The 19893-nt window shown below is 69.8% G+C and carries 18 protein-coding genes; 8 read left to right on the top strand and 10 right to left on the bottom strand.

What is annotated here, in order from left to right:
• The first annotated feature begins 59 nt into the window (after positions 1–59).
• The 6 genes from LR948_RS12670 to LR948_RS12695 all read left to right on the top strand — a co-directional run bounded on the left by LR948_RS12670 (position 60) and on the right by LR948_RS12695 (position 6957).
• Entirely contained in the window at positions 60–2591 is a 2532-nt protein-coding gene (locus LR948_RS12670) for a glycosyltransferase (protein WP_232754409.1), read from the top strand.
• Between the two features lies 1 nt (position 2592).
• Positions 2593–3321, top strand: coding sequence for a CatB-related O-acetyltransferase (locus LR948_RS18950; protein WP_304621975.1), 729 nt, complete (start codon positions 2593–2595; stop codon positions 3319–3321).
• Positions 3318–4115 (top strand): sulfotransferase family 2 domain-containing protein, encoded by a 798-nt coding sequence (locus tag LR948_RS12680; RefSeq protein WP_232754410.1) that lies wholly within the window; start codon positions 3318–3320, stop codon positions 4113–4115. The genes LR948_RS18950 and LR948_RS12680 overlap by 4 nt, the downstream gene beginning before the upstream one ends.
• Before the next feature lie 105 nt (positions 4116–4220).
• Positions 4221–5381 (top strand): capsule biosynthesis protein, encoded by a 1161-nt coding sequence (locus LR948_RS12685; protein WP_232754412.1) that lies wholly within the window; start codon positions 4221–4223, stop codon positions 5379–5381.
• Positions 5381–6037 (top strand): ABC transporter ATP-binding protein, encoded by a 657-nt coding sequence (locus tag LR948_RS12690; protein ID WP_232754414.1) that lies wholly within the window; start codon positions 5381–5383, stop codon positions 6035–6037. Before LR948_RS12685 ends, LR948_RS12690 begins: the two co-directional genes overlap by 1 nt.
• A gap of 53 nt (positions 6038–6090) precedes the next feature.
• Positions 6091–6957, top strand: a complete 867-nt coding sequence (locus tag LR948_RS12695; protein ID WP_232754415.1) for a sulfotransferase — start codon at positions 6091–6093, stop codon at positions 6955–6957.
• Between the two features lie 38 nt (positions 6958–6995).
• On the opposite strand, the gene LR948_RS12700 is transcribed toward LR948_RS12695, so the two are convergent.
• The 7 genes from LR948_RS12700 to mutM form a co-directional block, all read right to left on the bottom strand.
• Positions 6996–8087, bottom strand: coding sequence for an acyltransferase (locus tag LR948_RS12700; protein WP_232754417.1), 1092 nt, complete (start codon positions 8085–8087; stop codon positions 6996–6998).
• Positions 8084–8644: a dTDP-4-dehydrorhamnose 3,5-epimerase gene (gene rfbC / locus LR948_RS12705; protein ID WP_232754418.1), complete on the bottom strand. Its 561-nt coding sequence runs from the start codon at positions 8642–8644 to the stop codon at positions 8084–8086. Before rfbC ends, LR948_RS12700 begins: the two co-directional genes overlap by 4 nt.
• Before the next feature lie 94 nt (positions 8645–8738).
• Positions 8739–9857 (bottom strand): DNA polymerase III subunit beta, encoded by a 1119-nt coding sequence (gene dnaN, locus LR948_RS12710; RefSeq protein ID WP_232754422.1) that lies wholly within the window; start codon positions 9855–9857, stop codon positions 8739–8741.
• A gap of 143 nt (positions 9858–10000) precedes the next feature.
• A complete protein-coding gene (gene dnaA / locus LR948_RS12715) occupies positions 10001–11362 on the bottom strand; it encodes a chromosomal replication initiator protein DnaA (protein ID WP_232754427.1) in 1362 nt (453 codons plus the stop codon).
• A 488-nt stretch (positions 11363–11850) separates the two neighbouring features.
• Positions 11851–12114, bottom strand: a complete 264-nt coding sequence (gene rpsT / locus LR948_RS12720; protein WP_232754428.1) for a 30S ribosomal protein S20 — start codon at positions 12112–12114, stop codon at positions 11851–11853.
• Positions 12115–12281: 167 nt separating this feature from the next.
• Positions 12282–13058, bottom strand: coding sequence for an enoyl-CoA hydratase (locus tag LR948_RS12725; protein WP_232754429.1), 777 nt, complete (start codon positions 13056–13058; stop codon positions 12282–12284).
• A gap of 64 nt (positions 13059–13122) precedes the next feature.
• Positions 13123–13974, bottom strand: coding sequence for a bifunctional DNA-formamidopyrimidine glycosylase/DNA-(apurinic or apyrimidinic site) lyase (mutM, locus tag LR948_RS12730; protein ID WP_232754430.1), 852 nt, complete (start codon positions 13972–13974; stop codon positions 13123–13125).
• A gap of 157 nt (positions 13975–14131) precedes the next feature.
• Between mutM and ubiE the strand changes: the two genes are divergently transcribed.
• Both ubiE and ubiB read left to right on the top strand, forming a co-directional pair.
• Positions 14132–14884 (top strand): bifunctional demethylmenaquinone methyltransferase/2-methoxy-6-polyprenyl-1,4-benzoquinol methylase UbiE, encoded by a 753-nt coding sequence (ubiE, locus tag LR948_RS12735; protein WP_232754431.1) that lies wholly within the window; start codon positions 14132–14134, stop codon positions 14882–14884.
• 4 nt (positions 14885–14888) lie between these two features.
• Positions 14889–16421 carry a 2-polyprenylphenol 6-hydroxylase gene (ubiB, locus tag LR948_RS12740; RefSeq protein ID WP_232754438.1) on the top strand — a complete coding sequence of 511 codons (1533 nt, stop codon included), beginning with the start codon at positions 14889–14891 and terminating at the stop codon, positions 16419–16421.
• A 979-nt stretch (positions 16422–17400) separates the two neighbouring features.
• On the opposite strand, the gene LR948_RS12745 is transcribed toward ubiB, so the two are convergent.
• The 3 genes from LR948_RS12745 to puhE form a co-directional block, all read right to left on the bottom strand.
• Positions 17401–17802 carry a cytochrome c family protein gene (locus LR948_RS12745; protein ID WP_232754439.1) on the bottom strand — a complete coding sequence of 134 codons (402 nt, stop codon included), beginning with the start codon at positions 17800–17802 and terminating at the stop codon, positions 17401–17403.
• A gap of 72 nt (positions 17803–17874) precedes the next feature.
• Positions 17875–19089, bottom strand: a complete 1215-nt coding sequence (gene hemA, locus LR948_RS12750) for a 5-aminolevulinate synthase (RefSeq protein WP_232754440.1) — start codon at positions 19087–19089, stop codon at positions 17875–17877.
• Positions 19079–19882, bottom strand: a complete 804-nt coding sequence (puhE, locus tag LR948_RS12755; RefSeq protein WP_232754615.1) for a putative photosynthetic complex assembly protein PuhE — start codon at positions 19880–19882, stop codon at positions 19079–19081. The genes hemA and puhE overlap by 11 nt, the downstream gene beginning before the upstream one ends.
• Positions 19883–19893: the final 11 nt, after the last annotated feature.

Genomic DNA, 19893 nt, shown 5'->3' on the forward strand with positions numbered 1-19893 from the left:
CGCCTTAAGCCTTATCGTGTTTTCTCCGCCGGGATTGTTCTCGGCGAAGGCAGAATGCGATGTTGCGACGGCTGGCGGCGCTTTTCCACCTCTATGCGGCCCATCACCTTTCGGTCTCCCTGCCCGGTCCCGCGCTCTGCGACAGGGCGGGGCGGCGGATCGGCCACGTCGACCGCGTGGCCTATGCCGAGGGGCGGCTGCGGGTCGAAGGCTGGGCCGAGGCGCGCGGCCTGAGGCTGGTCCTCGGCGGGGCGGCGGCCTCGGGCCAAGCGGCGTTGCCCCGGCCCGACGTGGCGGCCTCGGGCTTTCGCGGCGGCGGCTTCCGGCTGAGCGTGCCGGCCCTGCCCCGTGACCTGGCCCAAAGCACCCCGCCCGGCCTGGTGATCCAGCCCGAGGACGGGCGCCCCGCGATCCCCGACCTCAGCCTGCCGCGCCCGGCGCTGCCGCTCTGGCCACTGCTGCCGGGGTTCCTGGCACGGCTGGCGCGCGCCCTGCCCGCGGCGCTGGCCTGGCGGCGGACCCGCGATCCGCGCTGCCGCGCGCGGGTGAAGGCGATCCTGGGGCTTGCGCCTACGCAGGGCAACGGCCCGCTCCTGCCCGGGCTGATCCGCCGCGCGCCCGAGGCCCCGGTCCAGGCCGCGCCGGACGTCACCATCGTCCTGCCCGTGCACAACGGTTTTGCACTGCTGCCGCAGGTGCTGAAGCGCATCGCGCGACACACCGATCTGCCCTGGCGGCTGATCCTGGTCGAGGATGCCTCGACCGATCCGCGCGTCCGCCCGTTCTTACAAGAGTGGGCCACCGACCCCCGCCGCGCCGACCGCGTGCACTTGATCGAGACGCGCCGCAACCTCGGGTTCATCGGCGCGGTGAACCTGGGCTTCGCCCGGGCGCTAGAAGGGCCGGAACGCGGGCCGGTGCTTCTGTTGAACTCCGATGCCTTCCTGCCGCCCGACTGGGCGCGCCGGCTGCTCGCGCCCCTGGCCGCTGACCCCGGCGTGGCCTCGGTCACCCCGGCCTCCAACGCGGCCGAGATCCTCTCCGTCCCGGCGATCTGCCGCGAGGTGCCGCTGCGCCCCGGCATGGCTGACCGGATCGACGCCACCGCCGCCCGGCTCGACCCGCAGGGCGCGCTGGCCCCGCTGCCGACCGGCGTCGGCTTCTGCATGGCCATCGCCCGCCCCTGGCTTGCCCGGCTGCCGCGCTTCGACACCGCCTTCGGGCGCGGCTACGGCGAAGAGGTCGACTGGTGCCGCCGCATCGCCGCCCAGGGCGGGCGGCACCTGGGCCACGCCGGGGTCTTCGTCGAACACCAGGGCGGGGCGAGCTTCGGGCCCGAGAAGGCGGCGCTCCTGCGCCGCAACGGCGCCCGGCTGCGGGCCCGCTATCCCGGCTTCGACGCCGAGGTCGCCGCCTTCAAATCTGACGACCCGCTCGGCGGCCCGCGCTTCGCCCTGGCGCTGGCCTGGGCCGCCGAGGTGAGCCGCCCCGCCCGGATCGAGGTGATCTTCACCCACAGCCTCGGCGGCGGCGTCGCCCGCGCTACCGAAGCCCGGATCCAGCGCGCGCTCGCCGCCGGCCGCCCGGCCCTGCGCGTGGCGCTTGGCGGGCCCGACCGGTTCGAGCTCACGCTCTTTAGCGCCTGGGGCCGGATCGGCGGCGCCACGCCCGACGCCACGGTGCTGGCGGAGTATCTGTCCCTCCTGCCCGCGAAGGACCTGGTCTATGCCTGCGGCGTCGGCGATGCCGACCCCTTGGCCCTGCCCGGGCTGATCGCGGACCTCCTCGGCCCCGAGGACCGCGCCGAGCTGGAGTTGCACGATTACTTCCCCCTCTCGCCCTCCTACACGCTTTGCGACAGCTCCGGCACCTATCGCGGGTTGCCCGCCACGGGCGACCGCGACCCCGCGCATCAGGCCCGCCGCCCCGACGGCACCCGCGTGCCGCTCACCCAGTGGCGCGCCGCCTGGCACGGGCTCGCCGCCCGCGCGCAGATCACTTGTTTTTCCCAGGCCTCGGCCGATCTCCTGCGCAAAGCCTGGCCCGATCTCGCGCCTCGGATCACCCTGCGTCCGCACCGCCTGGCGCTGACGCCCGCGCCGCTGCCGCGCGCCAGCCAAGGCAGCCGCCCGGTGATCGGCGTCCTCGGCGCCATCTCGCCCCAGAAAGGCGCGCCCGTCATCGCCGAACTCGCCCAGCTCTGCGGCGACGACCTGCAGCTCACCCTGATCGGAGAGATCGCCCCGGACCTCGACCTGCCCGCCCATGTCACCCGCAGCGGCGCCTATGACCCCGAGGACATCGCGCCCCTCGCCCGCGCCCGCGGCGTGACGCACTGGCTGATCCCCTCGCTCTGGCCCGAGACCTTCTGTTTCGCCCTGCACGAGGCGCTGGCCACCGGCCTGCCGGTCCTGGGCTTCGACCTCGGCGCCCAGGGCGCGACACTCGCCGCCGCGCCCAACGGCACGGCCCTGCCCTATCACCCCGGCGCGCCCGACCGCATGGCCCGCGCCCTCCGCGCCGCCGTCCTGGCCGCCCCCGCCGCGGAGGTCCGCCGCGCCGCGCCCCTCTCGCCCACCGGGACCGGCTGACATGGGAGAGGTCGCGCTCGACTGGCTGCGCGCCCGCGGGATCGAGGCGCTGCCCCGCCCCGGCGGCCGCGTCGCCCTGCCGCCCCGCGGCTTCATCGAGGCCCCCGCCAGCCTGAAATGGACGCGCTTCGACCAAGAGCTGGAGCTTGGCGCCTTCTCCTACCAGGTCTCGGGCTATGCCTGCGCCGCCCGCATCGGCCGCTACGTCTCGATAGGCGAAGACGTGCAGATCGGCCGCCAGGATCACCCGCTGCACTGGGCCTCGACCAGCCCCGCCTTCTACCTCGGCGACCGGATCTTCGACCTCGCCGCGGGGTTCACCGGATCCGAGGCCTATCACGCCACCCAACCCCCGCGCCCCAGCCGCGGCCCGCCGACGCGCCTCAGGCACACCACCGTGGGCCACGACGTCTGGATCGGCCACGGCGCGATCCTGCTCGCCGGCGTCAGCATCGGCCCCGGCGCGGTGATCGGCGCGGGCGCCGTCGTCACCCGCGACGTGCCGCCCTATGCAGTGGTCGCCGGCGCGCCCGCAAGGATCCTGCGCATGCGCCACCCGCCTGACCTCGTCGCGGGCTTCCTGCACCTGCGCTGGTGGCGCTTCGCCCCCTGGCAGCTTGCCCATCTCGACCCCTCCGACCCCGCCAGCTTCCTGCGCGGGCTCCGGGCGATGAAGTCCGAGCCCGATTTCACCTTCGACAGGCTCGCGCTTTCCGAGGTGCCAGAATGACCCCAGAGGCCCCGCTGATCTTCCTGCATATCCCCAAGACCGCCGGCCAAAGCGTGCACGCCGCGCTCAGCCAGGGCCTGCCCGAGGCCGCGGTCTCGCCAGTGCGCCTGCACAGCCAGGCGGGCCCCGGCACAGCCCAGCTGCCCCCCGGCTACGCGCTTTATTCCGGCCATATCGACTGGGAGGCGCTGGCCAGCCTCGGCCCGCGCGCCCGGGCCTTCACCGTGCTGCGCGACCCACTCGAACGGCTCGCCTCCTTCTATTTCTACCTCCGCCGCAAGGCCCGGAGCCTGCCACCCGAAGTGCTCGCCCGCCCCGACCACCTGGGCCTGCGCCAGGTCACAACCCTCTCGGCCGAGGACTATTTCCTCGCCGGCCCGCCCCCCTGGCGCGCCTTCATCACGGACCACTACTGCGCGCCCTATTGCCGCTACCTCGTCAGCCGGAAAATCCGCGCGGGCCGACAGCTCGACGGCCTGTCGGACCGCCAGCTCGTCGATGCCGCATATCGCGCCGCCCAGGGCCTTTCCGGTCTCTACCACACCGGCGACCTGGACCCGCTCGCCCGTGACCTCACCCACTGGACCGGCCGCCCCATTGACCTCCCCCGCATCAACGCCGGCCCCGGCTCCGCCCCGCGCTGGCCCGCGCTGGCCGCGCGCCTGCCCCCGCAGGCCGCCGCCCGGCTCGCCGCCTGGGTCGCCCCCGACGTCGCGCTGATGACCCGCCTCGGCATGCCCGTGAACACGCGCTTCCCGGCGCCTCTTTGCCAGACGTTAACCGCCCGGGCCTAGGCTCATCCCGGCCCCAACCACCCGAGTCGCTTCATGCCGCCTGCCCGAAAGACGCCCCAGCCCCGCCGTCCCGCGCCGCCGCCACCGCGCAGCGAAGCCCCGGCGATGATCCTGCCCCTGCCCCGGGTGCGCCCGGCCCGGCTGCGCCGCCGGCACGCCGCGCTCCTCGTCTCGGCCCTGTTCCTGGTGCTCCTGCCCCTCGCCCTGACCGCCTGGTATCTCGAGGCGCGCGCCGCGCCGCGCTACATCGCCACCGCCGGCTTCTCCGTCCGGGCCGAGGAAGGCAGCGGTGCGCTCGACCTGCTCGGCGGCATGGCCGATCTCGCCACGCCCGCCAGCGCCGACACCGACATCTTGCAGGATTTCATCGAAAGCCCCGAGATCACGCGCCGCCTCGCGACGCGGCTCGACCTGGCCGCCCTCTGGTCCCGCCCGCATGGCGCCTGGACAGATTCCGGGGCCGATCCGCTGTTTGCCTATGACCCCACCGGCCAGGCCGAGGACCTTGCCCGCTACTGGCACAGCCGCGTCCGCGTCACCCGCCGCGCCGGCACGGCGCTCCTCTCGCTCGAGGTCGAGGGATTCACCCCTGAAGACGCCCGGCAGATCGCCGAGGGCGTCATCGCCGAGGCCCGCGCCCTGATCGACCGGCTCTCCGCGCAAGCGCGCGCCGACGCCATGGCCCAGGCGCAGGAGGAACTGACCCATGCGCGCGACCGGCTCGGCACGGCCCGCGCCGCGCTGACCCGCTTCCGCCATGAGACCCGCATCGTCGACCCGCAAAGCGCGCTGCAGATCCGCGCCGGCGTCATGTCCTCGTTGCAGGAACGGCTGGCCCAGGCGGTGATCGACCTCGACCTTCTGCGCCAAAGCGCCCCCGACGCCCGCTTCCGGATCGAGGCCGCCGAGCACCGCGTCGCGGTGATCGAAGCGCGCATCGCCAGCGAAGAGGCCCGGCTTGGCACCGGTGGCGGCCCAGACGCCGCGCCCGCGGCCTTCGCCGATCACGTCGGGCGCTACGAACGGCTCGCCACCGACCTGCGCTTCGCCGAGGAAAGCTACATGCTGGCCCGCGCCGCCCTCGACCGCGCCCGGACCGAGGCCGACCGCCAAAGCCGCTACCTCGCCCTGCATGTCGCTCCGGCCCGGCCTGAGACCGCCGCCGCACCGCAGAAGGCCCGGGCGCTCGCGCTGGTCGGCGGCTTCGCCACGCTCCTCTGGATCATGGGCGCGCTCGCGGACTGGGCCATCCGGGACCGGCGCTGATGATCCGGCTCGAAGGGCTCTGCAAATCCTACCGCCAGGGCGGGCGCCGCATCACCATCGCGGATCATATCACCGCCGAGTTTCCCGCGGGCGCGGTGGTCGGCCTGCTCGGCCGCAACGGCGCCGGAAAATCGAGCCTTCTGCGCATGATCGCCGGCAGCCTGCGCCCCGACGCCGGGCAAATCCTGACCCGCGGGCGCATCTCCTACCCGCTGGGCCTCGCCAGCGCGCTGCACGGCGATCTGACCGGCGCCCAGAACGCCCGTTTCGTCGCCCGGCTCTACGGCGCCGACACCCAGGACTGCTGCCGCTTCACCGAGGATTTCGCCGATCTCGGTGCCGCCTTCTACAGCCCTGTCCGGCGCTATTCCTCGGGCATGAAGGCGCGGCTGGCCTTCGGCATCAACATGGCGCTCGACTTCGACACCTATCTCCTGGACGAGGCGCTCACCGCCGGGGACGCGGCTTTCCTCGAGCGCTCCCGCGCGCTTCTGCAGGGCCGTCTGCGCCACGCCGGCGCGCTGGTGGTCAGCCATGCCCCGGGCCAGCTGCGCCGGATCTGCCGACAAGGCGCGGTCCTGGAAAACGGACACCTCACCCTTTTCGACAGCATCGACGAGGCGCTCGACCACCACCACGCGGGAATGCGGGCATGACCGCCCCGGCGCTCCTCCGCTACGCCCCGCCGCCCTTCCCGAAAGGCGCGCGCATGCTTTTTGTGATCGGCGCGCAGAAGGCAGGAACGACCTTCCTGCACCAGGCCCTGGCGCAAACCCCCGAGGTGCATCTGCCCCCGGTGAAGGAGCTGCATTACTTCGACATCCGCCGCGGCTGCGGCAAGCTGACCTTCGCCGCCCGCGCCCGCGAACTGGCCCGCGCCGCCGATGCGTTGGAGCTTGCGGGCCCCGCGCCAGCCCGGCTCGAACGCGCCCGCGCCGCGGCGGCGCTGATCGCCATGCAGTCGGGCGCCCCCGCGGGCACGCAGGGCCCCGACCGCCACGCCGCCTACCTCACCTACCTCGCGGAGGGCCACGCGGGCGCGCGCTACATCGCCGACATCACGCCGGCCTACGCCGTGCTGCCGGCGGCGGATTTCGCCGATATGGCCTCGATCGGCGCGGCGCGCTTCGTCTTCGTGTTGCGCGACCCGGTGGCGCGCATGTGGTCGCAGCTGCGCATGGCCACCCGCGCCGAACTGGGCCCGGGCGCGCCAGCCGCGACGCTCGCCGCCAGCGCCCGCGCCCGGGCCGAGGCGCTGATCCGCTCGGGCCGGCTGCCGCGCGTCGAACGGGCGGATTACGCCCGGACGCTGGGCGCGCTCGACCGGACGGTGCCGCGCGCAAGGCAACACATCCTGTTCTACGAAGATCTGGTGCGCGACGCGCGCGCCTTTGGCGCGCTTTGCGATTTCCTTGAAATCGCCCCCGGCGCGCCGGACCTGGGCCGGCGCGTGAACCCCGGCGTCAGCCTGCCGCTGCCCCCGGATCTCGAGGCGGCCTTCGCCACGGCCTTTGCGCCGCAATACGCCATGGTGCGCGCGCGTTTCGGCAGCCAGGTCCCCGAAGAATGGCGGTGAGGCCTGCGCACGGATCAACCGGCGCGCGCCCGCCCGGACTAGCCCGCGCGCAGGCGGCCCAGCGGCTTGTGGCGCAGCGCCAGGAAGGGACGTTCGAAATAGCGAAAGCTCAGTTCCGCCGCACCCCAGGCCGCGCCCCAGAACATCAGGTGGAAGATGAGCCCACCGGGCGCCACCCCCAGCGCCGCGCCCGCGCGGTCGACCAGGGTCAGGACCGGCAGGTGCAAGAGGTAGATCCCGTAGCTGACCACGCCGATCCGCATGAGCGGGCGCAGGCGCAGAACCGCGTAGACCGGGCCCTCCTCGCGCAGGATCAGGCTGCCGAGCAGCGCCGTCATGCTGAGATGCAGCGCGAAGTTCGGCAGGCCGGTCAAATCGCCGGGCAGGAACCCGAGAAGTGCTACCAGCAGGGCCAGGCAAAGCGGCGCCGCGGGTCGCGCGCCGAGCCAGGGCCAGAGCCGGGCAAAGCCCGCCTCGCGGTGCAGGACCCAGGCCAGGGCGGAGCCCATGAGGATCGGCGCATAGGTCGCGGTCGGCAGGGCAAAGCGCAGCGGGCCGACCTCGGGCGGTCGCAACCACAACAACCCCATGACGCCCGCCAGGTTCAGCGCGATCAAAACGCCCAGCACCGTCAGAAGCCAGCGCCGGGGCAGGAGGATCAGCACCAGCGGCCAGAGCAGGTAGTACTGCTCCTCGACCGACAGCGACCACATCGGCGCCAAGGTCGGAATATCGGCGGTCAGGAAATTCGCGAGAAAGAGGTAGTAGAAGGGCCAAAGCTCGGCCGCCCCGGGTTCACCCTTGAGAAGGACATAATAGCCGCCAATGACCGTCACCACGAGCAGGTAAAGCGGCAGAATCCGCAGCGCCCGCCGCTTGTAGAAGCCCCGAAGCGAGATCCGCCCGAGGGCCGCCTCTTCGCGCAAGAGCAGCGTGGTGATCAGATAGCCCGAAATGATGAAGAACAGATCCACCCCGAGAAAGCCGCGCGTCGCCAGCACCGGCCCGTCGCGCAGCGCCGCGCCCACGGGGCTGTGGTGGTAGAGCACCGCCAGGATCGCAAAAGCCCGAAGCCCGTCGAGCGCGCCGAACCGCGCGCGAGCGCGGTAGGCGGCAAAAGCCTCGGTCATCCGGCCTTGAAGGGGGTGGTGAAGCCCGCGAAGGCGGGGGCCTCGGCGTCCTTCTCGGACAGGACCGGCGCGCGCCCGGGGTCGGGCCAGCCGATGGCCAGGTCCGGGTCATCCCAGGCCAGCGCGCCCTCGGTTTCGGGCGCGTAGAAGTCCGAACACTTGTAGAGGATCTCGGTCTCCGCGCTCAGCGCCATGAAACCATGGGCGAAGCCCTCGGGGATCAGGAGCTGCCGCCCGTTGTCGAAGCTCAGCTCGACCCCGACCCACTCACCGTAAGTGGGGCTGCCCGCGCGGATGTCGACCGCCACGTCGAACAGCGCGCCGCGCCCGCAGCGCACCAGCTTGGCCTGGGCCCGGGGCGGCGCCTGGAAATGCAGCCCGCGCACCGTGCCGGGGGTGACCGAGAAGGAATGGTTGTCCTGCACCCAGTCCCGGGCGATCCCGGCCTCCTCGTGGGCGGCGCGGTTGTAGGTCTCGGAGAAGAAGCCCCGCGCATCGCCGAAGCGGCGCGGGGTCAGGATCAGCACGCCCTCGAGCGCGGTGGTCTCGATCTGCATCTCGTCCCGTCCTCTGCCCGGTGGACGCCTTTCGGCCAAGCCGCGAAAACCCGGAGCGGCGACACCGCCCCGAGGCCCCCGCGCAAGGCCCGGCTCAGACCCGCATCGGCATCACGACATAGACCGCGCTGTCGTCCGAGCCCTCGCGCATCAGCGTCGGATCACCCGAGGAGTTGAACATGAAGACCGCGTTCTCGCGGTCGACCTGGCTCGCGATCTCCAGCAGGTATTTCGCGTTGAAGCCGATCTCGAGCCGCTCGTCGCCATAGGCCACGGCCAGCTCCTCCTCGGCGGCGCCGCTGTCGGGCGCATTGACCGACAGGATCAGCCGGTCCTCGTCGAGCTGCAGCTTCACCGCCCGCGACCGCTCCGAGGAGACGGTCGAGACCCGGTCCACCGCGCGGGCGAACTCGGCGGCGTCGACCTCGAGCCGGCGGGTGTTGTTCTGCGGAATGACGCGGGTGTAATCGGGGAAGGTGCCGTCGATGACCTTGGAGGTCAGGGTGATCTCGGGCGTGGCGAAGCGCACCTTGGTCTCGGAGACCGAGACCGCGATGTCCATGTCGTCCTCGTCCAGGAGCTTGCGCAGCTCGCCCACGGTCTTGCGCGGCACGATCACGCCGGGCATTTCCTCGGCGCCGGAGGGCAGCTCGGAATCGATGCGCGCCAGGCGGTGGCCGTCGGTGGCCACGCAGCGCAGCTGCCGGCCCTCGGGGCCTTCGGCGACATGCATGTAGACGCCGTTCAGGTAATAGCGGGTCTCCTCGGTGGAGATGGCGAATTTCGACTTGTCGAAGAGCCGCCGCAGCACCTGCGCCTTGGCCGAGAAATTCGCCGAATATTCCGAGGTCGCCATGACCGGGAAGTCTTCCTTGGGCAGGGTGGCGAGCGAGAAGTTCGACCGCCCGGCCTCGACGGTCAGCCGGCCCGCGGCGCCGTCCTCGGTCACCGTGACCAGCGCCCCGTCGGGCAGCTTGCGGACGATCTCGTGCAAAGTCACCGCCGAGACGGTGGTGGCGCCGGCGCGTTCGACCTGGGCCAGGTCCTTGTCGACCACCTCGATGTCGAGGTCGGTGGCCCGGAACTGCACGGTCTCGCCCTCGGCCTCGATCAGCACGTTGGCCAGGATCGGAATCGTGTTGCGCCGCTCGACCACCGATTGCGCCCGGCTGACCGCCTTGAGCAGCGTCGCGCGCTCCATGCTGAACTTCATGACCTATCCCTCCGAGAAACCCCGACCGGCCGCGGACGGGGCCCGCGTCGCCGGTTTTCTGGTTTTGTCCGATGTATGCGCGGAAGCGTCAAGGCCAGCGGGGGCCTACCCCGCCGGCGCAAGACGATTGTTGTGGTGCGGACTCATTCCTCGAGCGCGCAGCGCAGCAGCTCCACATCCTCGGCGACCTGGGCGTCCGAGCGCATCAGGTCCTCGATTCGACGCACCCCGTGCAGCACGGTGGTGTGGTCGCGCCCGCCGAAGCGGCGGCCGATCTCGGGGAAGCTGCGCGCGGTGAGCTGCTTGCAGAGATACATCGCGATCTGCCGCGGCCGGGCGAAGTTGCGCACCCGCTTCGGGCCGATCAGGTCCGAGAGGCGGATGTGGTAATGCTCGGCCACCCGGCGCTGGATCTCGTCGATGGAGATCTTGCGCTCGGAGGCGCGGATCACATCGGCCAGGCATTCCTGCGCCATGGCCAGATCCACCGGCTTGCCGACCAGCGAGGCGAAGGCGAAGAGCCGGTTCAGCGCCCCTTCGAGCACCCGCACGTTGGTCGAGATCCGATGCGCGAGGAAGCCGAAGACGCCCTCTTCGAACTCGACGTCGGGGTAATGCACCCGCTGGCTCTCGAACTTCGACTGCAGGATGCCCAGGCGCAGCTCGTAGTCGGTGGGATGCAGATCGACGACCAGCCCCGACTGCAGCCGCGAGCGGATGCGGTTCTCCAGGTCGCGGATCTCGTTCGGCGCGCGGTCGGCGGAGATGACGATCTGCTTGTTCTGGTCCACCAGCGCGTTGAAGGTGTGGAAGAACTCCTCCTGCGTGCTGTCCTTGCCGGCGATGAACTGCACGTCATCGACCATCAGCACGTCGACCGAGCGGAAGATCGACTTGAAGTCCATCATCCGGCGGTCGCGCAACGCCTGCACGAAGCGATACATGAACTGCTCGGCCGAGAGGTAGAGCACGTTCAGCTCGGGATTGCGGACCCGCAGCTCCCAGGCGATCGCATGCATCAGGTGGGTTTTGCCGAGACCCACGCCGCCGTGCAGGAACAGCGGATTGAAGGTGACCGGCCCGCCCTCGGCCACGCGGCGCGCGGCGGCATGGGCCAGCTGGTTGGGCTTGCCGACCACGAAGCGGTCGAAGGTGTACTTCTCGTCGAGCGGCGCGCCGGGGATCAGATCGGTGTTGCGGTTGTCCTTGGCGGGCTCTGCCGAGGCCCGCGGCTTGCGGGCCGCCTGCGGCCGCGCAGGCTGGTTCGCGGCGACCCGGAAATGCACCCGGCGCACATTGGGCTCGAAAGCCGCGATACTGTCGAGAAGGGCGTCGCCGAAATTCTGCGAGACGTATTTACCGATGAAATTGGTGGGCGCCTCGAGAATGGCGACCTCCCCTTCGCAACCGGAAAATTCGAGTGGTTTGATCCAGGTCTCAAAGTTGTTCTCGCCAATCGTCTTGGCGAGGTTTTCCTGCAGCGCGCCCCATTGTTCCTGTGTCATTCCTTTGCTCTTTTCCCCAGCATGATCCCAATTGACGTGGCCCGATCCACGCCACGGCACGACCTCCGGGAATAACGCTTCCACTCCCGAAACAACGGCGTTTCGGGCGGAACAAGACGCAACCAGCCATGCACCGGACCCTGCATCCGGCGCCCGCGGCTGGCGCGCCAAACAAATTACTTGGACTAGGCCGAAGCATCGTTGTGCTTCGCGCAGAACCGGTGGCAGCCGGTTCACAGCCTCGCGCTGAGCAACCTTCAGAACCGTGACCTCGGTCTTGTGCTGCACCAGCCCGCGGACCTGGTCCCCCCAGGCGATCGTGACTCGCAGGGCTAAATTACCCACCGGGCCCGTGGACCAGCAACTACTCTTAGCGCTTGACTCAGTGTTCTGTGGAAAAGAATCTCTCGGCCGCGCAGAAAGGGCACAGCACGAAAAAAGGCGCCCTTATGGGGCGCCTTTTCGCTTGCACGGATAACCGATTGAAATCAGCCGAGCGCTTTCACGCGCGAGGCCAGACGCGAGATTTTCCGCGACGCCGTGTTCTTGTGGAAAACGCCTTTGGTGACGCCGCGCATCACTTCGGGCTGTGCGGCACGCAGTGCGGCCTGTGCGGCATCCTTGTCGCCCGAGGCGATGGCCTCTTCGACCTTGCGCAGGTGGGTGCGGATGCGCGAGCGGCGCGCCTTGTTGACGGCATAGCGGCGCTCTGTCTGACGCGCGCGCTTCTTGGACTGGGGCGTATTCGCCATGATGATCGACCCTTTGGTTCGAGGTTCCGAATGTCTCTCGCGCAAATGACGCTCGGGCCCGGACCTCTGTCGCCGGATCGATTCTTGCCAGAGCGGGCATCACGCGCATGTGGCGGCGGCTGATAGGGCAAAAGCCGCCGCCTGGCAACCCGGTTTGCGGGAAAGCCTTACTTGTCGCGGAACTGCGCGGTGCGCTTTTCCTGGAAGGCCGCCATGCCTTCCTTCTGATCCTCGGTGCTGAATAGCGAGTGGAACAGCCGCTTCTCGAAGAGGATGCCCTCGGCCAGGGTGGTCTCATAGGCGCGGTTCACCGCCTCCTTGGCCGCCATCGAGGAGATGATCGACTTCTCGGCGATCTTCGCCGCGGCGCTCTGCAGCTCTTCCATGAGGTTCTTGGCGGGCACGACGCGGCTCACCAGGCCCGAGCGTTCGGCCTCTTCGGCGTCCATGAAGCGGCCGGTCAGATGCATGTCCATGCTCTTGGACTTGCCGACGAAGCGGGTCAGCCGCTGGGTGCCGCCGATGCCGGCGATGACGCCGAGGTTGATCTCGGGCTGGCCGAACTTGGCGCTGTCGGCGGCGATGATGAAGTCGCACATCATTGCCAGCTCGCAGCCGCCGCCCAGGGCATATCCCGCGACGCCCGCGATGATCGGCTTGCGGACCTTGGTGACGGCCTCGTGCTCGTCTCCGAAGAAATCCGACAGATACATTTCGACAAAGGACTTCTCGGACATCTCCTTGATGTCGGCGCCCGCCGCGAACGCCTTTTGCGAACCGGTCAGGACGATCACGCGCACCTTGTCGTTGCGATCCGCATCCTTCAGCGCCGTCGACAGCTCCTTGAGGAGCTGGGAGTTCAGCGCGTTGAGGGCATCGGGGCGGTTGAGCTTGATGGTGCAGACGTGGTCTTCGATCTCGACGATAATCGTCTCGTAGGCCATGAACCGGCGCTCCGTTCGTTCCAGTCAGGCCACCGTGGTTATCATGTCCCCACGTTGGATCAAGTTATCTTTGGCAAGCCGGACAATAGAAGGAGGAGCGCCCGGACTGCACGATCCGCCGCACCGTGCCGTCGCATCCCTCGCGCCGACAGGGCAGGCCTTCGCGCCCGTATACGTCGAAACTGTGCTGGAAATATCCCAGCTCGCCATCGGCCCGCCGGTAGTCCTTGAGCGAGGAGCCGCCGGCGCGGATCGCCTCTTCCAGCGTCGTTCTGATGAGCGGCACCAGGGCGGCGACCCGCGCCTTGCCGATGCGCCCGGCCTTGCGCGCGGGGTGGATGCCACCGCGGAAGAGCGCCTCGCAGACGTAGATATTGCCGAGCCCCGCGACGATCTTCTGATCGAGCAGCGCCGATTTCACCGGCATCCCCCGGCCCTTCAGCGCGGCGACCAGATGCGCCTCGTGGAAGTGGTTGCCCAGGGGCTCGGGCCCGAGCGCGGCCAGCAACGGATGCGCCTCGGCGCCCTCGGTCGGCATCAGCGCCATGGCGCCGAAGCGGCGCGGGTCGTTGAAGGTGACGCGGGTGCCGTTGTCCATGTGGAAGACGACGTGGTCGTGCTTCTCGGGCGCGGGATGGTCGTGCAGAAACTGCCCCAGCGGGTCGCCCGAGATCAGGATCCGCCCCGACATGCCCAGATGCATCAACAGCGTCTCGCCGCTCGAGAGGTCGGCCAGGATGTATTTCGACCGCCGCCGCAGCCGCGCCACCCGCGCGCCGGTCAGCCTTTCGGCCATGCGCTCGGGCAGCGGCCAGCGCAGGTCGGGGCGGTTGACCTCGGCGCGGGCGATCACCGCGCCCTCCATCGCGGGCAGGAGCCCCATGCGGACGGTTTCGACCTCGGGCAGTTCGGGCATGGCAGGCTTTCCGGCAAACGGGCAGTGGCGCCGAGATATAGCGCGCGGGGCGCGGTTTGAAGGTCTCGCGCCCGCGCGGATTTGACTGTTTGTTTCCCCGCCTCCATCTGTGTAACCGAAATTCGGGCGCTTGGCCCGGCAGTTTGCGGAGACCTCCATGACCGACGAGCCCGAGAAGAAGGCCCATTTCGGCTATTCCGAGGTGCCCGAATCCGAGAAGGCCGGGCTCGTGCAGGGCGTCTTCCAGTCCGTCGCCTCGAAATACGACGTGATGAACGACGCCATGAGCCTGGGCATCCATCGGCTCTGGAAGGATGCCATGATGGACTGGCTGGCGCCGCGGCCCGGGCAGAAGCTGCTCGACGTGGCTGGCGGCACCGGCGACATCTCCTTCCGGTTTCTCAAGCGCGCCGGGCGGGGCCATGCCACAGTCCTGGACCTGACCGAGCCGATGCTGGTCGCGGGCCGCAAGCGCGCCGAGGCCGCAGCCATGCAGGACAGCCTCGACTGGGTGGTGGGCGACGCCATGGCCCTGCCCTTCGCCGCCAACAGCTTCGACGTCTACACGATCTCTTTCGGGATCCGGAACGTGACCCGCCCCGAGGTGGCCCTGTCCGAGGCCTACCGGGTGCTGAAGCCCGGCGGGCGGCTCATGGTGCTGGAGTTCAGCCAGATCCCGCAGCCGGGGCTGCAGAAGCTTTATGACCTCTATTCCTTCAACGCGATCCCGGCCATGGGCCAGATGATCGCCGGGGATCGCGACAGCTACCAGTATCTGGTCGAGTCGATCCGCCGCTTCCCCGACCAGGAGACCTTCCTGGCGATGCTGCGGACCGCGGGCTTCGAAAATGCATCCTACCGCAACCTGAGCCTCGGCATCGCCTGCCTGCATTCCGGCTGGAAGATCTGAGCCCATGCGCGGACCCCTGAACCTCTGGCGCCTGATCCGCACCGGCGCGACCTTCCAGCGCTCCGGCGCGATGAGCGTGGTGCTCGACGCCGTGGACGCGCCGCGGTCGATCCGCATCGCCGCCCGGGTGGTGGGCTGGCCTTTCGCCTTCCTGGGCTACGAGGGCGATCCGACCATGCCGCCGGTGACCCGCGCGCTGACCGCGCTGGGACCGGCCTACATCAAGTTCGGGCAGATCCTCTCGACCCGGCCCGACGTGGTGGGCGAGGAGCTGGCCGCCCAGCTCCGGGTGCTGCAGGACGAGCTGCCGCCGTTTTCCCGCGACGCGGCCAAGAAGGCCATCGAGGACGATCTCGACATGGCGGTCGACGGGCTCTTCTCGTCCTTCAGCGAGCCGGTGGCCGCGGCCTCCATCGCCCAGGTGCACAAGGCGGTGCTGGCCGACACCGGAGAGACCGTGGCCGTCAAGGTGCTGCGCCCTGGGGTGGAGCGCGCCTTCCGCCGCGACATCGACGCCTTCTACTTCTCGGCCCGGGTGATCGAGGCGCTCCTGCCCTCGACCCGGCGGCTGAAGCCGGTCGATGTGATCGCGCATTTCGAAGGCGTGGTCATGGGCGAGCTGGACCTGCGGCTCGAGGCCGCCTCGGCCTCGGAGTTCGCCGCCAATACCGCCGATGATGACGGCTTCCGGGTGCCCGAGGTGAAATGGTTCCTCTCGGGCCGCCGGGTGATGACGCTGGGCTGGGCCGAGGGCACGCGGCTCGGCGAGAACGCCGCCATCGACGCCAAGGGCATCGACCGGGTGGCCCTGTCCGAGCGTGTGATCCAGCTTTTCCTGAGCCACGCGCTGCGCGACGGCTTCTTCCACGGCGACATGCACCAGGGCAACCTCAAGGTCGCCGACGACGGGGCGATCATCGCCTATGACTTCGGCATCATGGGCCATATCGACGCCTATACCCGCCGGGTCTACGCCGAGATCCTCTATGGCTTCATCCGCCGTGACTATCAGCGCGTGGCCGAGGTGCACTTCGAGGCCGGCTATGTGCCCGCCGACCGCGACGTGGACGAGTTCGCCCGGGCGCTACGCGCCGTGGGCGAGCCGATCTTCGGCATGGACGCCACGCGGATCTCCATGGCGCGGCTCCTGGCCTATCTGTTCGAGGTGACCGAGCGTTTCGGCATGGAGACCCGGACCGAGCTGATCCTGCTGCAGCGCACCATGGTGGTGGTCGAGGGCGTGGCCCGCTCGCTGAACCCGCGGATGAACATCTGGCACGCCGCCCAGCCGGTGGTCGAGGATTACATCAAGAGCTCCATCGGCCCCCGCGCCGTGGCCCGTGACCTGGCCGAGACCGCCAAGGTCGTGGCCCGTTTCGGGCCGCGGCTTCCGGGCCTGGTCGAGGGGCTTTTGGTGCAGCAGTCCCAGCCCCGGGTCGACCGCGCGCCGAAGCTGATGCCGGTGCGGGTGTTCTGGGCCTCGCTGGGCCTCGCCGTGGGCGCCGGCGCCGCGCTGGCCGCGACGCTGCTGGGGTAGGCCGGGCGCGGGCGGCCGGCGGCGCCGGGCGCTTGGGGATGTGGCTTTGTGTTGGGTGGTTTGGTGGCGCCGCTGTGCGCGGGGATGTAGCTCTGCGTTGGGTGCTTGGTTGGCGCTGCTGTGCGCGGGGATGTGGCTCTGTTTTGGGTGGTTGAGCGGCGCTGCCGTGCGCGGGGATGCGGCTCTGTGTTGAGTGCTTGAGCGGCGCTGCGGTGCGTGGGGATGCGGCTTTGTGTTAGGCGGTTGAGCGGCGCTGCTGTGCGGGGGATGCGGCCCTGTGTTGGGTGGTTTGGTGGTTTAGGGGCACGGCGACGCCCGGGCTTCACCGTGCTCTGTCGATGAAAATGCCAGGTCTCTGCGCCACTCTGCGCCCTGAAGGTCTCCCGCCAAGCCAACGTCCCATCAAAAACTCATAAGCACACGCACCCCGGGCCAATATCAGGCTCTAACCCGGCCCAAATTGCACCTTCGTCCCCCACAACAGCCCTCGCTCCCCACAAGCGCCACTTGCGCCCGAATAGCACCGAAGGTGCCGGGCGCGCGCCGGACCGGCCCCTTGGGCCGGCGCTCCTTCGAGTGGCGTGCCTAACTCACCCCTAGTCCTGACCTTGCTGCCATAAAGCGCCCGGCTCAGAGGTCAGAAGCGCCGTCCCCCGGTCCGGCGCGCGCCCTCTGTCGTGCTGGGTGTGAGGTAAGAAGGTCTTGTTGGACCGCGGGTGCCCGGCAGGCAGAGGTCGGCCCGGTAAGTTAGACGGTGGGATCCGTGGTCCGTGGTCCGTGGTCCGTGGTCCGTGGTCCGTGGTCCGTGGTCCGTGGTCCGTGGTCCGTGGTCCGTGGTCCGTGGTCCGTGGTCCGTGGTCCGTGGTCCGTGGTCCGTGGTCCGTGGTCCGTGAAAGGTGCGCTCAGCGCGTCAACGGGGACAACAGTGCATGACGCTGATTCCCTGTCTGCGTGAGCCGGCCCAGCCCGCCCCCCGCCGCTACCGCTCCAGCGCCCGCAGGTAGTCGTAGATCGCCCCGGCGCCGGTCTCGCTGCGGTAGGCCATGCGGGCTCGCGCGGAGGGGTCGCCGAGCCAGCCCTGCAGGAACTCGGTGGGGTTCTTCAGATAGGCGGCAAAGCTCGCGCGGTCCCAGGTCAGCCCGCGGGCGCGCGCCTCCTGCATGGAGCGCGAGTAGTTGAACCCCGCCGCCCCGGCGACCGGCCGGCCCATCACGCCGTAGAGGTTCGGCCCGGTGCGCCCGCCGGCGACCAGCCGCGTGCCGTCCGGCGCGGTCACGCTATGGCACTGCGCACAGGGCGCGAAGGCCGAGGGCGCCTCCTGGGCCGAGGCGAGGTCCGCGGGCAGGAATGCGGCAAGGAAAAGGGCGCGCAGCATCGTCATGCAAATAACCGTTGTTCAACATGACGATGCTATCCCGTCAGACGGGTGGCGGAAACCGCTTTCCCGACACGTTCACGCGACCGCGTGGGCGATGGCACAGCGCTTCCAGAGCGTCGCCAGCGCCTGCACCAGCCGTTCGATGTCCTCGTCGCTGTGCAGGGGCCCGGGGGTGAAGCGCAGCCGCTCGGTGCCCTTGGGCACGGTGGGATAATTGATCGGCTGCACGTAGATCCCGAAGTCCTGCATCAGGATGTCGGCGAGCTGGCGGCATTTCACCGGGTCCTTGATCATCACCGGGATGATGTGGCTGGGGTTGTCGAGATGCGGAATGCCCAACGCGTCCAGCCGCTTGCGCAGCTTGGCGACCTGCACCTTCTGGCGGGCGCGCTCGCAGTCGCTCTCCTTCAGATGCGCGATCGAGGTGCGCGCCGCCGCGGCCACCGCGGGCGGCAGGGCGGTGGTGAAGATGAAGCCCGAGGCGAAGGAGCGGATGAAATCGCAAAGCGAGGCCGAGCCGGTCACATAGCCGCCGACCACGCCGTAGGCCTTGCCCAGCGTGCCCTCGATCAGGGTGATCCGGTGGGCCAGGCCAAGCTCTTCGGAGACACCGCCGCCGCGCGGGCCATACATGCCCACGGCATGCACCTCGTCGAGATAGGTCATGGCGCCGTGTTTCTCGGCGACCTCGATGATCTCTTCCATCGGGCAGATGTCGCCATCCATGGAGTAGACCGACTCGAAGGCCACGATCTTGGTCGCATTGGAGGGCAGCGCCGCGAGCTTGGCGTCGAGGTCCTCGGGGTCGTTGTGCTTCCAGATCACCTTCTCGGCCTTGGAGTGGCGGATGCCCTCGATCATCGAGGCGTGGTTCTTCTCGTCCGAAAGGATCACCGCATCGGGCAGCTTGGCCCCGAGCGTCGAGAGCGCCGCCCAGTTCGAGACATAGCCCGAGGTGAAGAGCAGCGCGCCCTCCTTGCCGTGCAGATCGGCCAGCTCGGCCTCGAGAAGCCGGTGCTGATGGGTGTTGCCCGAGATGTTGCGGGTGCCGCCGGCGCCGCAGCCATGGGCCGCCACGGCGGCCTGCATGGATTGCATGACCTTGGGATTCTGGCCCATGCCCAGGTAGTCGTTGGAGCACCAGACCGTCACCTCCTCGGGGGCCTCCGCGTCGTAGCTGCGGGCCTGGGGGAAGGCGCCGCACTTGCGCTCGAGCTCCGCGAAGATGCGGTAGTTGCCGTCTGCGCGCAGGCGATCGAGCTCGGCGTCGAAAAGGGCGTCAAAGTCCATGGGCGTCCTCCCGGTGGTCGTTTTTCGGTTTGGGCGCGGGCAGCATCCAGCGCCAGAGCTTCTCGTCGGGCAAGGGCAGCACAAGGAACCAATGCTCGAGCAGGGCCAGCGCGGTCAGCGCGGCCAGAAGGGCGAAGCCGGCCGCCTCGGCGGGCGTTCCGGCGGTAAACAGTCGTTCCAGCCAACAGGCCACCGCGAAGCTCAGCGCGGTCACCGAGACCGGGAAGAGCCAGTTCATCGGCGCGATGCGGAAGTGGCTCGGCAGATGCGAGAGCTGCGGCGGCAGGAACTCGGTGTTGATCTTGGGCACCCCGAGAAAGAGGTTCAGCTTGGCCGAGAGCCGCGCGAAGAACAGCACCGCGAAGGTCCAGAAGGCGGTGGTATTGGCCGCGCCGGCCGCATGCAGGCCCAGCACGATCAGCGCCGCGACCAGTGCCATCTCGTGGTAGGCGATGGTGCCCCAGGCGCGCAGGAAGCGTTCCCAGCCGGGACGGCCCGGCGGGCAGGGATGCAGGTTCGGCCCGGTGACCACGCCGGTCAGGAAGGCGGTCTCGATCCAGCCCCAAAGCGCGATGGCGCCGAGGAAGCCCAGGTAGACCCCGGCGAGCCCTTGGGCGTCGGCGGCGCCATGCACCGCCCAGACCGCCAGCGCCAGGACCGGCGCGCTGCCGAGCGTCAGCCAGAGCCGCGCCCCGGGGCTCACCGCGCGGCGCACGGCCACGAGGATCGCCCCGGTGGAGAACCACCAGACAAAGAGCGCCGCCAGCGCAGCCAGCCAGGGATCGCTGAGGATCACGGCGCCCT

Source organism: Roseivivax sp. GX 12232 (assembly GCF_021272185.1).
Taxonomy (GTDB): domain Bacteria; phylum Pseudomonadota; class Alphaproteobacteria; order Rhodobacterales; family Rhodobacteraceae; genus Roseivivax.

What these genes read in the sequence shown, in the direction of transcription:
- dnaN (WP_232754422.1), bottom strand. Translation starts at nt 9,857, where the DNA reads ATGAAGTTCAGCATGGAGCGCGCGACGCTGCTCAAGGCGGTCAGCCGG.
- LR948_RS12700 (WP_232754417.1), bottom strand. Translation starts at nt 8,087, where the DNA reads ATGACCGAGGCTTTTGCCGCCTACCGCGCTCGCGCGCGGTTCGGCGCG.
- LR948_RS12680 (WP_232754410.1), top strand. Translation starts at nt 3,318, where the DNA reads ATGACCCCAGAGGCCCCGCTGATCTTCCTGCATATCCCCAAGACCGCC.
- ubiB (WP_232754438.1), top strand. Translation starts at nt 14,889, where the DNA reads ATGCGCGGACCCCTGAACCTCTGGCGCCTGATCCGCACCGGCGCGACC.
- rpsT (WP_232754428.1), bottom strand. Translation starts at nt 12,114, where the DNA reads ATGGCGAATACGCCCCAGTCCAAGAAGCGCGCGCGTCAGACAGAGCGC.
- LR948_RS12695 (WP_232754415.1), top strand. Translation starts at nt 6,091, where the DNA reads ATGCTTTTTGTGATCGGCGCGCAGAAGGCAGGAACGACCTTCCTGCAC.
- LR948_RS12670 (WP_232754409.1), top strand. Translation starts at nt 60, where the DNA reads ATGTTGCGACGGCTGGCGGCGCTTTTCCACCTCTATGCGGCCCATCAC.
- mutM (WP_232754430.1), bottom strand. Translation starts at nt 13,974, where the DNA reads ATGCCCGAACTGCCCGAGGTCGAAACCGTCCGCATGGGGCTCCTGCCC.
- LR948_RS12685 (WP_232754412.1), top strand. Translation starts at nt 4,221, where the DNA reads ATGATCCTGCCCCTGCCCCGGGTGCGCCCGGCCCGGCTGCGCCGCCGG.
- rfbC (WP_232754418.1), bottom strand. Translation starts at nt 8,644, where the DNA reads ATGCAGATCGAGACCACCGCGCTCGAGGGCGTGCTGATCCTGACCCCG.
- hemA (WP_232754440.1), bottom strand. Translation starts at nt 19,089, where the DNA reads ATGGACTTTGACGCCCTTTTCGACGCCGAGCTCGATCGCCTGCGCGCA.
- LR948_RS12745 (WP_232754439.1), bottom strand. Translation starts at nt 17,802, where the DNA reads ATGACGATGCTGCGCGCCCTTTTCCTTGCCGCATTCCTGCCCGCGGAC.
- LR948_RS12690 (WP_232754414.1), top strand. Translation starts at nt 5,381, where the DNA reads ATGATCCGGCTCGAAGGGCTCTGCAAATCCTACCGCCAGGGCGGGCGC.
- dnaA (WP_232754427.1), bottom strand. Translation starts at nt 11,362, where the DNA reads ATGACACAGGAACAATGGGGCGCGCTGCAGGAAAACCTCGCCAAGACG.
- LR948_RS12725 (WP_232754429.1), bottom strand. Translation starts at nt 13,058, where the DNA reads ATGGCCTACGAGACGATTATCGTCGAGATCGAAGACCACGTCTGCACC.
- LR948_RS18950 (WP_304621975.1), top strand. Translation starts at nt 2,593, where the DNA reads ATGGGAGAGGTCGCGCTCGACTGGCTGCGCGCCCGCGGGATCGAGGCG.
- ubiE (WP_232754431.1), top strand. Translation starts at nt 14,132, where the DNA reads ATGACCGACGAGCCCGAGAAGAAGGCCCATTTCGGCTATTCCGAGGTG.